Origin of the sequence: Vibrio sp. L85 (genome assembly GCF_963871815.1) — a bacterium.
GTDB lineage: Bacteria > Pseudomonadota > Gammaproteobacteria > Enterobacterales > Vibrionaceae > Vibrio > Vibrio harveyi.
In genome coordinates, this window is the sequence record NZ_CAWMYL010000176.1 from 237256 (window position 1) to 252226 (window position 14971).

Genomic DNA, 14971 nt, shown 5'->3' on the forward strand with positions numbered 1-14971 from the left:
TCGCGCATTGATACGCATTTCCTATAGTTAAAAGGATTGAAATCAGAGAGTAAGGAAGGAACTCCCTCATGATGACACTAATTTTTGTACTATTGTTAATCGCGATGCTCAGTGCATTTTTAGGCAAGAAAGCGATGGGTTATGCCTTCTTTGCTTCCTCCGTGATCATTGGGCTGTATTGGTTCAACCATCATGCAACCGACCCTCTAGCTATTTTGTTGTAGGGGGCGTTGATATGAATCGCAACTATTTGGCTTTACTCAATACCCTCGGATTACTCGGCATGACCGCCGTGTTGTTAATTGGTTTTGTTCTGCAATTTGTACTCAATGAACTGCCTTGCCCATTGTGTCTGTTACAACGCATTGGCTTTGTCATGATCATGTTCGGCTTTCTATTGAATGTGGTTTACGGTCCGCACGCTCGACATTATGGCGTGGTTCTAATTGGCGCACTTTATGGAGTAGCCACATCGCTAAGACAAGTCTCACTGCATGTCATTCCGGGAACGCCTGGTTATGGTAGCCCTATCTTAGGTATGCATTATTACACTTGGGCGTTTGTCTTGTTCGTCGCGACTATATTTGCGGTGGCGGTCATCCTTATGCTCACCAGTAAAGAAGAGTCACCGGAACCTTACCAAATGAGCAACCTTGGTCGAATTGCTTGCCTGTTGGCTATCTCCGTTGTCGCACTTAATGCCATCGGTACATTTGCCGAGTGTGGTCCATACCAATGCCCTGATAACCCAGAAAGCTACTGGCTATTTAATTAGGGGCTTTTTGAGCTGATTCGACGAGGAGTCATGCATAGGTTAACGCAACCTTGTATCACTCCTCTTTTCTATCTGTCATGGGAATACCATACTCAGAGTAATCCGACTTGGTTCAAATTCATTAGTATGCAACTGGATGTCATTCAAACATGTCAGTATGTTTAGAGGTAAACGTGCCGATTAATTCTCTCATCATGTTTTATTAGAACAGGAGTGGTTATGAACTTTGTCGACGGTGTATTACAAGTCGAATCCTTTCTCGCGGTGACTCTTGGAATCATCGTTTTATTCTTAGGTAGGCGATTAACGCAAGCGAGTACTTTCCTCAAAGAGTTCAGTATTCCAGAACCGGTTTCTGGCGGTATTTTGGTGTCCGTACTGTTTGCGGTGATTCATTACGTTACCCAAATTGATGTCCAATTCGATCTCGCGACTCGTGACCTACTCTTAGTGTATTTCTTTACCACCATCGGCATTAACGCAAGCTTGCAAGATCTGTTTAAAGGGGGAAAGCCTTTATTAATTCTGCTTTCGGTCACCATCGGCTATATGTTGATTCAAAACCTTACTGGTATCGGAATCGCCACCATGCTCGGTCAACCAGAAGCGGTTGGCTTGCTAAGTGGCACAGTCTCATTAATTGGTGGGCATGGCACTGCTATCGCTTGGTCACCAAGAATTGCTGAAATTTTTGACCTAAATACCGCCATGGAAATCGGTATCGCTAGTGCGACATTCGGTTTGATCTTAGCAAGCTTGATGGGAGGACCTATTGCTAAGTACCTGATCAACAAACACAACCTCAAACCCACGAAAGTTGAAGAGATGGATGTCGGTACCGCGCAAGATGAGCCTCAACCCTCGATCAATGCCTATGACTTTTTAGACGCGATGTTAGCGATTCATGTATGTATTATCTTAGGTGCAATCTTGAATGAAGGCGTCAGCAGTTTAGGGTTAGAGCTGCCATTGTTCGTAACTTGTCTGTTTGCTGGTATTCTGATTTCTAACCTGATACCTGCTTCTTACCCGCGCCTAACAGGAACGCGCTGGCCGGCTAGAAAACCCGCGGTTGCATTGATCGCAGATATGGCGTTAGGAGCATTTTTGGCGATGTCACTGATGAGTATGCAACTATGGGCTTTGGTGGATTTGGCAGGACCGATTTTCATCATTCTTGGCGCACAGTTTCTTGTCGCTATTTGTATCGCGATTTTTGTCGTTTTCCCTTTGATGGGAAAAAACTACGATGCGGCGGTGGTTTGTTCTGGTTTTGGTGGAATTTCTCTTGGTTCCACTCCAACGGCGATGGCAAATATGTCGGCAGTCGCACAGAAGTACGGTAACTCTCACCAAGCGTTTATCATCGTGCCTTTAGTCTGTGCGTTTTTTATCGACTTAGCCAACGCACTGATCATTCCATACTTCATCAATTGGATTGGATAATTAAAACGCCATCTGGTTAAAAAGAGGACACTTCGGTGTTCTCTTGCTTTATTCAAGCAAATATTGCTACCACTTCCCCCCTCACTAAGTTGTATAATGTTGACCTTGAAATATTTTGTTACGAACTCTGTAACTCTTGAGATGAACATGAACAGCAGCAGATGGGTTGGCCTTTCAATTGGCACCCTCTTTTTAATCGGAACCCTTATTCTTTTTGGTTCGACCGTACACGCCTCTTGGTACAAGATCCCAATGGAAGCCGTTAATGGCATTGCTTTTACCCTGTCATTCGGCTTAGGGCTGAATCACCTGTTTGCCTACATTTCTGCGTTTATTACCCTTGCAGCCTTATTCTATCTTGGTTATGCAATAGGTTACCGTATCCACCAAAAACTCAAGTAGACATCTCAAACTTAAGACTCATTTTAATCACCCCGCATAGTACTTAAGTACTAGTTTTTCCTCAATAATTTACCGGTTAACGCACTTTTTACGCGGACATATTGAGATCGGAGCATTTTCCCGAAAACCGTATAGTTTTATGCAACCCCGCCTCATAGAATAGTTTATAAAAACGGCAGTAGGTATCGAGCAACTATATGAAATGCAGTGTCGCTTGCAGACGAGAAAAACGCCCGAAAAAGCATATGCGCCTCGCATTTCCTTATTTATGCGGGGCTGGTTCTATGTTTCTCTCGTCCTCCATCCACACTCAACCCATACAGAATCCTCTCTCTGACTGCCCATTATTTGCTGTTCCTTTGAGACATAACTATGGACAGAACGCAGTTCACCAAAATTTTTACGCGCTACTATATGCGCTCCACAAGTCTTGGGATTCTTATCACCTTAGTCGCTTGTGCAATCAGAGGGGTTGATTATGTTGTATACCTTCCTTATATATTTTCCGCGATGGTCTGTTTTGCCTACCTTTGGGTGGGCAAATCATTTGCACTCGAGCAAAAGCATCAGTCTGTTGTCATCGCTCTGATCCTCGGCTATACCCTCACTTTTTACCTGTATTACTTCTTAGGCGGGCACTTTCTCTTCTCTTCGTTAGTCACCGTGAATCTCCTTTTAACCCTGATTGAGTTTGGCGTATTTTGGTCGGCACTCACATATGTCTTATCAATGGCAATCTGCTTTAACATTGATTTGATAACCGCAGGTAATTACCTGTTTAAACTACAGGGTTTAAGTGAGTTCTCCATTCGGAGCACGTTTCTTTACTTGTTCAATCTCTTTATTTACCAAGGCTTGCGCTCCATCGAGTGCTATTGGTTTAGCGCCTGGCAAACGCAATATGAACAAGTTGAAAAACTAGAAAGACTGCTCGAGATTGACGAGCTAACAGGGTGTTATTCCCGATTCAAAGGCAATCAGTTGATCGAACAACAGATACAACGAGCTCAACCGTTTACTCTGTTATATATCGACTTAGATGGCTTTAAATCGGTGAATGACGAATTCGGTCATGACGCCGGAGATAAAGTACTACAAATCACCGCCCAGCGTATTTTAAACCTACTCAGTGGTGGTCAGTTCGCAACAAGGATAGGTGGTGATGAGTTTATTGTTTGCCTCCCTGAGCTAGAAAGTACAAAGGACTTAGAACAATTTCAGTCTTCGCTGCACCAAGCGTGTAGCGCACCTATTTTTATCCATTTTCAAAACGTTCACATCGGTTTGAGTGTTGGTATTGCACGTTTCCCTTATGAGGGCAATAGCAGCGATTCCTTAATCCAGCACGCAGACCAAATGATGTATCTCACTAAAAGATCAAGAACATAGATTTGCGACTCATACCGAGTCGTTTCAAGCAATCAAAAATATAATGAGTTCAGGACGTAGATATATGGTTAGCAAGTTAGAATTTTCGCATGCTGTTGCAACAATTCGAAAGGAGAGAGGTTTAACTCAAGGTCAGTTGGCAGACGAGTTAGCACGGAGTTACAGTGCTTTTGAAAGCTTAAATCAACCTACATTAAGTCAATGGGAAAGCGGAAAAGTCACACCGAGTTTATTAAAAAGGCTCGCCTTCTCTCATTATATTGGTGAGCAATATCAATATACCTCAAGCGAGTATAAGCGCGTTAAAGCCTCGCAAAGTAAAAACATTTATTTAAGCTTTAAAGACATTGTTTATGAGTATCAAGTCACCGATGTAAAGAGTTGCTCACTCAATCAAATAAGCGCGTCGGAGTATCAACAAATTGATGCAGTCCACAAGCAGTTAATCACCCCAGGCGGTATGGCAGATACGCTCAATCAATTTGATGAATCTTCAAGTAAGGTACGCCTGTATTACTGTAAAGGCATGTTAGTCGGACACCTTATTTATCAAGAGCTGAGGTCTGAATTTAGGATTCTAAGCTTATGGCATTTGGGGCGCTCTATCCTGAAGTTTTTAGTCACCGATATCATCCAAGTCATGGGGAATGCGGTTGTCCACTTTCCGGTTCATGAACCCGTGGTAAAGCAACTTTTATTCGACATTTTTATACGGGATTTCTATCACCATCGGCGAGTCACGTACTTCAAAGCACCCGCCACTCAAATATTTGAAAACCCAATGGTTAAACACTGCTTCGATGGATTCTTAGATCTTGTTTTGTATCGCTTCCATCAAGTAGGAAATGAATTTATGCAGTCTCGACAGGAGGCCCACTAATGATGAATAACAATCCAACCACCAACACCATCTTATTATTCACTTGCAACAACATTCAAGGAAGAGGCTTACAGACGACAATCGAACAACAGCTTGGTCAACCAGTCCTCTTGGCGAAAGGAGCAAGTACTGATCTTCCTGTTTATCGCGATGAACACTATGTTGCTATTGTCGACAGTTCACTGCCAGATCTCTCTGGGGTTAAAGTCGTGCTCAACGAGCTCGATCACGTTGATGCGACCGTTTTGGTTAATGCCGAACCTAATTTGGGCATAGAGAGTCTGCTCTCTTGGTCGAACTTAAAAGGTCTGTTTTACTTCGATGAAGATTTTGACAAGGTGATTCGAGGATTAAAAGGTGTTGTGAATGGTGAAAACTGGCTCTCACGCGACATACTCAATCGTTTAGTGAGCTATCTTGTAAACTTAAATCACTCGGTTTCTGAGCTCGACACGAAACTCGAAATTGAGCTAACTCGACGTGAAATGCAAGTACTTACAGCGCTTTGCCAAGGAGGTTCTAACCTCGATATCGCCGACTCGTTGTTTGTAAGTGAGCACACTGTGAAGTCACACCTCTACAGTATCTTTCGCAAACTTGAAGTGAAGAATCGAATGCAGGCGATCACTTGGGCAAAACGAAACCTGTTCTAAATCAAGCCGTTCTCAGGCTGAGAAATCAAAAGGGAGCACGGAAGCCCCCTTTCAAAAGTGCTTTCCGTTATTGCATTAAGTGGTAAACACGCAGAGACTCTGCCATTGCCGCCCAATCGTCACCCAAGAATGTTAACGTAACGGGCTGGTTTGCCAATAAAGTGATGCTTGAATCTTCAAAGCGCCCAGCCGTATCACACTCCAAATGAACAAAAAACGCCGCTTTATTTGCCCGTAGGGTCACTTGGTTTGCTTCAATCGTTACTTCAATATTTGCTTTAACCATAGGCAGCGTCTTAAGTTCATGAGTGCTAAACCAGGTATTGTTGATTCGTTCATCACCCACCTGCGCTTCCACATACAAGAACCCTGATTTCAGGTCGCCCAAACCAACTAGGTCAACCTGCTCATCTAAAGACCAAATGACAGTATTGCTATCATTCGTCACCGTTTTCTCTATCTGCCAAGTTTTCTCAATTTCGCCTTGCCAATTAACCCAATGAAGTTGAATATCCGCACTAACTGGTATTTTGGCATCGTTGAGCAGATGCAGGCTCAAGTTGCCTGTGTGTTCCGAGAACACGAAATACTGAGGTGCAAAAAAGCGTTTCGCATGGTAATGCAACTGCTTCCAACGACCACTGTATTCGATGCTAGACCATGAACTCACAGGCCAGTTGTCATTAAGTTGCCAATACAACATGCCACGACATATCGGTGCGATGGCTCGCCAATGGTCACACGCAGTTTTGATAGCCATCGCTTGCTGCACTTGGCTAAGGTACAACATTTGCTCAAAGCCGCTAGGAAAACGGAAATATCGGGTGAACATCTCAGTAATGATGCTGTTACCACGTGGGTTCTTTTGGTGCTGCTCAAAGGTAGGTGACGTAACGTTCCAGTCTTGTTCCGGTACAAACTGTTTTGCTTCCGCAAACGAAGGCCAAGATTGGAAACCAAATTCTGAGCAAAAGCGAGGATTAATGTTTAGGTAGGCATTAAATGATTTTCCTGAATGCCAAACGTCCCAAAAATGCATGTCGCCTTTACTGTCATCATGCCAAGCATCTCCGAAGTCCAGTTCACCATTACAAGGAGAGCTCGGCCAAAAACGACGAGAATCGTCCAACTGTCCGATCACCTGCTCTATCATGCGATTGAGACGGTCATAGTTCACCGTATATTTCACTTTGTTATGCTTGGATTCGTCATACCAGCCAATAGCTCCAATAACTTCATTGTCGCCACACCATAACGCAATAGATGGGTGTTCTTTTAAGCGTGGAATTTGGAAACGCAGTTCTTGTTCAACTTCTTTTAAGAAGTCATCGCTAGAAGGGTAAAGCGAACAAGCAAACATCATGTCTTGCCAAACTAACAGCCCCAGTTCATCACACAAGTCATAGAAGGTTTCACTCTCATACTGCCCACCACCCCAGACACGAATCATGTTCATGTTGGCATCAACGGCACTTTGTAAAAGCGTTCGGTAGCGGGTTTCGCACTCACGCCCCGGCATGGCATCGATCGGAATCCAGTTCGCCCCCTTAGCATTAATCGGAGTGCCATTAATGATGAATTCCATCGCCGATCCATGTTCATCAGCTTGATTGTTTAAGCTCAACTCTCGTAAACCAATCTTACGGACTAGAGTTTGTTCACCAGAAGTGACTGAAATGGAATAGAGGTGCGCTTCACCATAACCAGCCGGCCACCAAAGCTTAGGCTCGCTCACAAGGAATTCACAGTGGTAGTGACCACTTCCTTCGGTTTGGAGCACTTGTCGTTCACCATTAAAATTAACAATGATTTCATGACATTGATTACCAGTCTCTACCTCTATAAGAACGTCAACCAATACACTTCCATCTGTCTGCCATTGCTGGTTTGTGGAGAAGCTTTTTAACCACACGTCCTCGACAAAATCGATTTGAATCGGGTCATAGATACCCGAGACCATTAAACAAATGCCCCAGTCCCATCCCGAATGACATTGAGTTTTGCGGAGCAAATTCATGTGTGGAATTTGGTTGTTGCCCATTGCAGAAGGAATAGGAAACGGCAGTTTCTTTGCTCGCTCTGCGCCTTCTAAGTCTACGCGAGCAAACTCAACTCGAATCGTGTTAGTGCCTTGTTTTAAGTAAGGTTTAATATCAAGACGTTGTTGGGCAAACATGTTGCTGCAAGTTAGTACTTGCTCACCATTAATGTAAAACGTCGCTAAAGTATCAACACGAGTAAGTGTCATCCAAACTTGTTTGGCAAAGAGCACTGCGTCATCCACATCAAACTGACGTGAAATATGCCAATCACACGTTTCAATCCAACGAACTTTCGCTTCGTTATCCGCAAAATAAGGATTAGGGATGAGCTCTGCTTGTAACAACGCAGAAACGTTGTCTCCGGGCAAAGTCATTGGAATATCGATATCTGGGTGCTGTGGTGAAGTTAACTGCCACATTCCATTGAGTTCAACATGAGCCATAGGATAAGACCTTTAATTTTTATTAGAACAGGTTGGCTCAATGTAATCCTGAGATGTCCTTGCAAGAATAAGGGAAATGTCATTTACGTATGAAATGCGGCGCACTTCACGCAAAAAATCTCTACCCCAAAATCAGTAATTTGCTTCAGATTTCCATAATTAATCTGGCTCTACGGTTATATTGGTGTGCTCAACGTGCTAGTATCAGCGGCTTTTTGATCATCCTCACACTTTTCGAGCTATTCGTGTGAGGGAAATGCACGGCTTCCGAGCCCTAAAAAGCGAAGTAATTATGTCAAATATGACGAACGCCGCCTCTCATGCTCCTATTCAGGAGGCAGACTATTCTGCGATTCATCCTCCTTCCCTTCTCAAGCGTCTTGAACTCACTAACCCTGTTTTCTGGTTAAGTGGTAGCTTCCTCACTGTGTTTGTTTTGCTAGCTCTAACGAATACAAACTCTCTGACCGCAATGGTTAATGCAGGCTTTGGCTTTGCAACTCAATACTTCGGTGCCTTCTGGCAAGTATTACTCCTTCTGAATTTCCTTATTGGTTTGGCTATTGCGCTAGGTCGTACGGGTTACGTACGCTTAGGTGGTTTAGCGAGACCAGATATCGATACCTTTAAATGGCTATCAATCGTACTTTGCACCCTACTTGCTGGTGGCGGTGTATTCTGGGCTGCAGCTGAGCCTATTGCTCACTTTGTTTCTGCACCACCTTTATATGGTGAAGCCTCACCAAAAGCCTCTGCAATCAATGCGCTTTCTCAGTCTTTCATGCATTGGGGCTTCCTTGCTTGGGCTATCTTAGGTTGTCTTTCTTCTGTGGTGTTAATGCACCTTCACTACGACAAAGGTTTACCGCTTAAACCACGCACTTTGATGTACCCTGTGTTTGGCGACAAAGCGATTCACGGTCGAATTGGTGATGTCGCAGACGCGTGCAGCATCATTGCTGTAGCCGCTGGTACTATTGGTCCAATCGGCTTCTTAGGTCTACAAATCAGCTACGCATTGAACTCTCTGTTTGGTTTGCCAGATACCTTCATTACTCAAAGCCTGGTGATTGTCGCTGCGATTCTCATGTACACTTTGTCAGCGCTAAGCGGCGTGAGCAAGGGCATTCAACTTGTTAGCCGTTACAACATTGTGTTGTCTGTAGCATTGATTGGTTACATTCTGTTCTTCGGACCAACTAGCTTTATTGTGGATGGTTACGTACAAGGCATTGGTCGCATGGTTGATAACTTCTTCCCAATGGCGCTTTATCGCGGTGACACAGAATGGTTAAGTTGGTGGACGGTTTTCTTCTGGGGTTGGTTTATTGGTTACGGACCAATGATGGCGATTTTCATTGCTCGTATTTCACGAGGCAGAACCATTCGTCAGTTGATCCTCTCTATCAGCATCGCTGCGCCTTTGATCACCTGCTTCTGGTTCAGCATTGTTGGCGGCAGCGGCTTGGCCTTCGAGCTAGAAAACCCAGGTTTGATTTCATCAGCATTCGAAGGCTTTAACCTTCCCGCCGTTCTACTTGCCATTACCTCTGAATTGCCATTCCCAATGGTGATTTCAGTATTGTTTTTGATCCTGACTACGACTTTTATCGTAACGACTGGTGATTCAATGACTTACACCATTAGTGTCGTGATGACGGGTTCTACCGAGCCAAATGCCGTTATTCGTTCATTTTGGGGCTTGATGATGGGTGTGGTGGCAATCGCACTTATTTCTATGGGCTCAGGTGGTATCTCTGCACTGCAGTCTTTCATCGTCATTACGGCAGTACCCGTGTCTTTTATTCTGCTGCCAAGCATTTGGAAAGCACCAAGCATCGCGAACCACATGGCGAAAGAGCAAGGTTTGATTTAGTACGTTACTGAGTACGCAGCCTTAACTAAATGAAAATCGGCCCCGATAGATAACCTGTGTCGGGGCCGAATATTATGGTTTGGATTCAAAAAGTTTCACTACTTACAGATGAAGTTTACGCAGTTCTTTCTTATCCACTTTACCAACGCTGGTCTTAGCAATCTCGTCCACTATCTTCACTTTAAGTAGTAATGCTTCTCTAGCAAGAATCCCTTTATTGATGAAGTCTTTCGCAAAACCTAACAGTTCCTTTTCTGTGACTTGAGCGTCTTCTTTCAATGTCACCAAAGCTAACGGCACTTCACCCCACTTGTTGTGCGGCATACCAATCACCGCAACTTCGGAAACGCTCTGATGCTGGTGGAGAATGTCTTCAAGCTCTAAAGAGCTTACCCACTCACCAGATATCTTAATCATATCTTTTACGCGGTCAGTGATTTTGATAAAGCCTTCATCATCAATATGCGCCACATCACCTGTGTGCAGATAACCGCCACGCCATAGTGCTTTAGAGTTTTTGTTGTCTTTGTAGTAGTTAGGCGTTAACCAAGGTGCACGAACAACAATTTCACCAGCGGTTTCGCCATCATGAGGCAGTTTGTTCATATCCTCATCCACAATATACGCTTCTACAAGCGCAACTTTCTTACCTGTCTTCGAGCGATATTCCGCTTGTTGGTCGACATCTAACTCTAATTGCTCAGGCGTCAATTGGACGATAGAAAGAATAGGTCCAGTCTCACTCATGCCGTAACCAGCAAATACGTCGATATCACGTTCTAGAGCTGATTTACATAATGCTTTTGGTAGCGCAGCACCACCAATGACGACTTTCCACCCAGAAAAGTCCATCGCCTTCGACTTTGGAGAGCTCAGAAGTAGATGCAAAATAGTCGGCACACAGTGTGAGAACGTCACCTTCTCTTGCTCAATCAGGTTAAGCAAAACATCTGGAACATACTTACCCGGGTAGACTTGCTTAACACCAAGCATGGTTGCCATATATGGAAGCCCCCAAGCATGGACATGAAACATCGGCGTAATCGGCATGTAGATGTCACCTTGATGCAATCGACCTTGTGAAGCATTGGTACCGATTGTGCTTAGTATGCCCATAGTATGAAGAACAAGTTGACGATGCGTGAAGAAAACGCCTTTTGGAAATCCTGTAGTACCCGTGGTGTAGAAAGTTGTCGCCACCGTGTTTTCATCGAAATCAGGGAAATTGTATTCCGTGCTTTCCTGTTCAAGAAGGCGTTCATACTCACACTTTTCATCATCACGTAACACAACGTAGCGAGTGACCGTATCAATGCGACCTTTGATCTGGTCTAAAATTGGTAGAAACTCTTCATGAATAAGAATGATGTCATCTTCGGCATGATCAATGGTGTAAAGGATCTGTTCTGGAGACAAACGAACGTTAATCATGTGCAGCTTGGCACCAATCATTGGGATAGCAAAGTAACACTCAAGGTAACGGTGGGAGTCGTAATCCATCACAGCAACCGTATCGCCTTTTTTCACGCCCATTTTGGTAAGCGCGTTGGCAAACTGTCTTACACGGTCATGAAACGTTTTGTAGCTATGACGGCGGTGGTTAGCGTAGACGATTTCTTGCTCTGGGTTGAAAGCAACTGGGGAAAACAGCAAGTTTTTAATTAGTAACTGATAATTGGATGGATCATTTACATACTGGTTCATATCGGGGGTTCTTTTTGTATTTTTCTTAACGTTCGCTTTGCGAGTGACTCTATTATCGCTCAAAAGCGTGACTGTATTCAGTACACAAGAATAAGATTAGATTCGAAAGTTCTATTGTAGCTCTCTAACGCCAACTCAGAAATGCTTCATCCCTAATCATTGAAACTAAGTTTTGTGATAGTCCGGAGAAAGTGCAACGAAACCGTCACAGTTTGTCGTTAGCATACCTCACACACTCATAAGCCTCGCTCTGTACTGAGCGAGAAGTTACATCGTCCTCAACCCAACTAGTGAGAACCGAACTATGTCCAAACCTTTGTATGTATTTGATATGGATGAGACCTTAATCAACGCTGATTGTGCAATGATTTGGAATGAGTTTTTGGTGGAGAAAGGCATCGCAACTGAGCCTAACTTTATTGAGGAAGATCTTCGCCTAATGGGCTTGTACGCAGAAGGGAAAATGGAGATGGAAGATTACCTAGCGTTTTCCATGAAGCCAATAGAAAACATGTCGATTAAAGAAGTCAACGCCTTGGTTGAAGAATGCGTTGAAAAGCATATTCTGGCTAGACAGTACCCTCAAGCCAAAACGCTCATTGAACAACTGTCTCGTGATGGTATTGATATGGTCATCATCTCAGCAAGTGTCACTTTTTTAGTGACAGCTGTTGGACGACATCTGGGTATTCCGACTGCTCTTGGAATTGACTTGGTGGTGTCTGATAACCGCTATACCGCAGAAATCGATGGAATCCCAAGTTACCGAGAAGGCAAAGTTACCCGATTAAAACAGTGGTGGGCGACGCAGGCAAAGTCCTATTCGGAAATCCACTTCTATACTGATTCAATCAACGACTTGCCACTGTGTGAATACGCAAATTACGTCTACCTTGTGAATCCATGCCCTCGCTTAAAAGTGCACGCTGATAGACCGAATTGGACCTTGTTGAATTGGGGTTAGTGACGCTTTCTAATTAGCTAGAATATTACACCACTATGCTGGTGATCCTCAGCAAGACCTAAAGGCAACAGTTTCTATTCCTAAAACCAGCCAAAATATATACCCAAGCGACTGCAAGATGCAGGATTCTGAGCAAACTGCCTTGGGTATATAGATGAAACCAACTTAAAAAGTCATATTAGGTCTAGCTTATTAACTACTTTCTAGCTAAATCTATTTTGATTTTATGCTGCGCTATCTTGATATTTATTTATTAAAAATCTATAGGTTGGCTCTGGAACAATCTTTCTAATTCCTTCAAAGTCACCTGATTTTAATAATGCTCGCACTCTAGAAGCACTGATTACCTCATTATTACTAGAAATTCGTTCGATAATTTCAACCTCAATACCGTACTTTGGAAGCAATTCTTGCATCTTCTGGTTATATTGATTTGTAATCATACATTTCGGCTCATCACCTAAGAATATCTTCGTAATATTCAATTTTGGTGCAATATATTCGCAAAAGAACCAAGCTTCCATTGAAGCGTCAGCTTTTGCTTCATTTGTCTCTTTGTCGAAGTAATCTGGATACGTCAATTCAGTGCAAATGAACTTGCCTCCTCTTAAAACAGTTACATTTTTCAAGTGGCTTGTACTCTCTGTAACTAGTCGTAGACGGTCCTCAAAACTAAAAAACGACTTATCTTCCTCGATAACAAAAATAAATAACTTGTCGACATTTTTAGCTGCATACTCAAGTAGATGTAAGTGTCCTTTTGTTATTGGATTACAATTAACAGCAACACTACCTATTTTTAGGTCTAAGTCTTGAGCATGCTGTTCAAGTAAAGACAAGTAGTTTTTCATTTCGCAAGATTCTAATGATTGTGCTGTTTTTCTAAATAAAACATATTTAATGTTTTCTAATACTTGAAAGAATTTGCCACAAAGAATTATGTTAGAATTTTTAGTTACATCTTTATCTATTATTGGCAACAACATCTCTTTTGCTATTGATTCTCCCAAAACTCGATTTCCACGTGGTGAAAAATGACAGTGGTTTTTTGCTAAGTCTAAAAAGAAATCATCTCCACGGTCAAATTTATTAAGATCTAAATTATAAATTGAGTCATCCTGACATCGACTAAATTCGTCATAGTCAAAGAGCACAACAATATCACCTTCCTTAATATCTGTCTGCACCAGATTATTGATTGCAAGTAGTAGATTCAGACCTTGTACACCATGGTTTTCAACTCTAATGTTATCTTTATATTTATTAATCTCTTTTTGAACTTGACTAACGATTGTATCTTCATTGCATGTACCAACAGAATATGTCGTCGACGTTCCAAAAAACAATATACGTTTATCATGAACATCAGGCTGATATATTGTTGTTCTGATACCATTTTTAACAGAGACATATGGATTCTCCATATCTCTTAGTAGAACTTTCGTTGCTTTAATTATTGGTGGCTTAGAATTAAAAAGAGCATTAAAGTCTACACCTTGATAGTCTCCATATATTTTTTTAATGTAATCTGGCGCATTATTTTCCCTACTCCACCTTGGACGCTCTTTATTGTATAAGTCTATATCTGAAAGTAGCATTCTTTCTGTTTTATTTTTATTTTTTAATTTTTCACCTTTACCAGAAAGGAATATTAAAATTGGCTTAGCGCCTTTACTTTCTACATAATCTTTAACGAACTTAACTTTATCATAATCACAAACGGTCTCATTAATACCATCAATAATTTTTATAACATCATCTAGTATTTCAGATTTATCATTAACGGTTGTTATTTCAGATTTATCGACTTTTGAACTTAATACATATAAATTTTTTAGAATATGATAGTTATCGGCTCCTGAGACAGATGCATATATAGATTCTGCATACTTAACTGCATTTTTATAATCACCAACTCGACAATAAAGTTTTTTTAACTTTCTGTTTTTTTCTATATTAGTTTTGTTTGATGTTATAAAATTTTCCATTAGATATTTTGCTATTCTCAATCTAACTGATAATTTTCTAAAGTCCATGCCTGCAACCTAAATTCACAAAATAAATACAAAAACAATCTGACATAAGTCAAACCTATGAAGATTATCACATGTCAGACCACTGAATTGTAATGAAATGTAATGATTGGTAATGGCAATGTGAGCTAACAATAGTTAGTTTAGATACCCAAACTTATTAACAACAAGGTCAATTAAGAAGATCGAACAAGTAGAAGGCAAATGCAGGACGTAAAACATACTATTTGATGTTTTTGTGACTTGAAGTTAAGCACTTCGAGACATAATTGAAGCAGCTAAGTTTAACTAACTTCAATCGGTTTGTTTCAAGACTTAATAACACATCCAAAAAATTGACAATACTAACAATAAAGAAGTCTAA

Annotated in this window: 12 protein-coding genes; 9 read left to right on the forward strand and 3 right to left on the reverse strand. The window is 42.0% G+C overall.

The window, feature by feature from the left end; translation table 11 throughout:
- Positions 1 to 68: 68 nt before the first annotated feature.
- From AACR11_RS18545 to AACR11_RS18575, 7 genes are all read left to right on the forward strand, one after another.
- Positions 69 to 224, forward strand: a complete 156-nt coding sequence (locus AACR11_RS18545) for a DUF5993 family protein (protein WP_005451278.1) — start codon at positions 69 to 71, stop codon at positions 222 to 224.
- A gap of 11 nt (positions 225 to 235) precedes the next feature.
- A complete protein-coding gene (locus AACR11_RS18550; protein ID WP_009697204.1) occupies positions 236 to 775 on the forward strand; it encodes a disulfide bond formation protein B in 540 nt (179 codons plus the stop codon).
- Between the two features lie 219 nt (positions 776 to 994).
- The gene (gltS, locus tag AACR11_RS18555; RefSeq protein WP_029790140.1) at positions 995 to 2221 is read left to right on the forward strand and encodes a sodium/glutamate symporter; all 1227 of its coding nucleotides are present in this window, start codon (positions 995 to 997) and stop codon (positions 2219 to 2221) included.
- A gap of 147 nt (positions 2222 to 2368) precedes the next feature.
- Positions 2369 to 2623, forward strand: a complete 255-nt coding sequence (locus AACR11_RS18560; protein WP_026000163.1) for a hypothetical protein — start codon at positions 2369 to 2371, stop codon at positions 2621 to 2623.
- 372 nt (positions 2624 to 2995) lie between these two features.
- Entirely contained in the window at positions 2996 to 4012 is a 1017-nt protein-coding gene (locus tag AACR11_RS18565; RefSeq protein WP_009697206.1) for a GGDEF domain-containing protein, read from the forward strand.
- A 64-nt stretch (positions 4013 to 4076) separates the two neighbouring features.
- Positions 4077 to 4892 (forward strand): helix-turn-helix domain-containing protein, encoded by an 816-nt coding sequence (locus AACR11_RS18570; RefSeq protein WP_005451271.1) that lies wholly within the window; start codon positions 4077 to 4079, stop codon positions 4890 to 4892.
- Positions 4892 to 5545, forward strand: coding sequence for a LuxR C-terminal-related transcriptional regulator (locus tag AACR11_RS18575; protein ID WP_049536360.1), 654 nt, complete (start codon positions 4892 to 4894; stop codon positions 5543 to 5545). The genes AACR11_RS18570 and AACR11_RS18575 overlap by 1 nt, the downstream gene beginning before the upstream one ends.
- Positions 5546 to 5612: 67 nt before the next feature.
- On the opposite strand, the gene AACR11_RS18580 is transcribed toward AACR11_RS18575, so the two are convergent.
- Positions 5613 to 8030: a beta-mannosidase gene (locus AACR11_RS18580; protein ID WP_029790142.1), complete on the reverse strand. Its 2418-nt coding sequence runs from the start codon at positions 8028 to 8030 to the stop codon at positions 5613 to 5615.
- Between the two features lie 292 nt (positions 8031 to 8322).
- On the opposite strand from AACR11_RS18580, the gene AACR11_RS18585 reads away from it, so the two are divergent.
- Complete coding sequence (locus tag AACR11_RS18585; RefSeq protein ID WP_029790143.1) at positions 8323 to 9906, forward strand: BCCT family transporter; 1584 nt, start codon at positions 8323 to 8325, stop codon at positions 9904 to 9906.
- A gap of 102 nt (positions 9907 to 10008) precedes the next feature.
- Here AACR11_RS18585 and AACR11_RS18590 read toward each other — a convergent pair whose 3' ends face one another.
- Positions 10009 to 11610: a long-chain fatty acid--CoA ligase gene (locus AACR11_RS18590; protein WP_029790144.1), complete on the reverse strand. Its 1602-nt coding sequence runs from the start codon at positions 11608 to 11610 to the stop codon at positions 10009 to 10011.
- A 304-nt stretch (positions 11611 to 11914) separates the two neighbouring features.
- Here AACR11_RS18590 and AACR11_RS18595 point away from each other — a divergent pair, with 304 nt between their 5' ends.
- Entirely contained in the window at positions 11915 to 12574 is a 660-nt protein-coding gene (locus AACR11_RS18595; RefSeq protein WP_029790145.1) for an HAD family hydrolase, read from the forward strand.
- 224 nt (positions 12575 to 12798) lie between these two features.
- On the opposite strand, the gene AACR11_RS18600 is transcribed toward AACR11_RS18595, so the two are convergent.
- Positions 12799 to 14610: a citrate lyase ligase gene (locus tag AACR11_RS18600; RefSeq protein ID WP_079324978.1), complete on the reverse strand. Its 1812-nt coding sequence runs from the start codon at positions 14608 to 14610 to the stop codon at positions 12799 to 12801.
- Positions 14611 to 14971 lie beyond the last annotated feature (361 nt).

What these genes read in the sequence shown, in the direction of transcription:
- AACR11_RS18545 (WP_005451278.1), top strand. Translation starts at nt 69, where the DNA reads ATGATGACACTAATTTTTGTACTATTGTTAATCGCGATGCTCAGTGCA.
- AACR11_RS18550 (WP_009697204.1), top strand. Translation starts at nt 236, where the DNA reads ATGAATCGCAACTATTTGGCTTTACTCAATACCCTCGGATTACTCGGC.
- gltS (WP_029790140.1), top strand. Translation starts at nt 995, where the DNA reads ATGAACTTTGTCGACGGTGTATTACAAGTCGAATCCTTTCTCGCGGTG.
- AACR11_RS18560 (WP_026000163.1), top strand. Translation starts at nt 2,369, where the DNA reads ATGAACAGCAGCAGATGGGTTGGCCTTTCAATTGGCACCCTCTTTTTA.
- AACR11_RS18565 (WP_009697206.1), top strand. Translation starts at nt 2,996, where the DNA reads ATGGACAGAACGCAGTTCACCAAAATTTTTACGCGCTACTATATGCGC.
- AACR11_RS18570 (WP_005451271.1), top strand. Translation starts at nt 4,077, where the DNA reads ATGGTTAGCAAGTTAGAATTTTCGCATGCTGTTGCAACAATTCGAAAG.
- AACR11_RS18575 (WP_049536360.1), top strand. Translation starts at nt 4,892, where the DNA reads ATGATGAATAACAATCCAACCACCAACACCATCTTATTATTCACTTGC.
- AACR11_RS18580 (WP_029790142.1), bottom strand. Translation starts at nt 8,030, where the DNA reads ATGGCTCATGTTGAACTCAATGGAATGTGGCAGTTAACTTCACCACAG.
- AACR11_RS18585 (WP_029790143.1), top strand. Translation starts at nt 8,323, where the DNA reads ATGTCAAATATGACGAACGCCGCCTCTCATGCTCCTATTCAGGAGGCA.
- AACR11_RS18590 (WP_029790144.1), bottom strand. Translation starts at nt 11,610, where the DNA reads ATGAACCAGTATGTAAATGATCCATCCAATTATCAGTTACTAATTAAA.
- AACR11_RS18595 (WP_029790145.1), top strand. Translation starts at nt 11,915, where the DNA reads ATGTCCAAACCTTTGTATGTATTTGATATGGATGAGACCTTAATCAAC.
- AACR11_RS18600 (WP_079324978.1), bottom strand. Translation starts at nt 14,610, where the DNA reads ATGGACTTTAGAAAATTATCAGTTAGATTGAGAATAGCAAAATATCTA.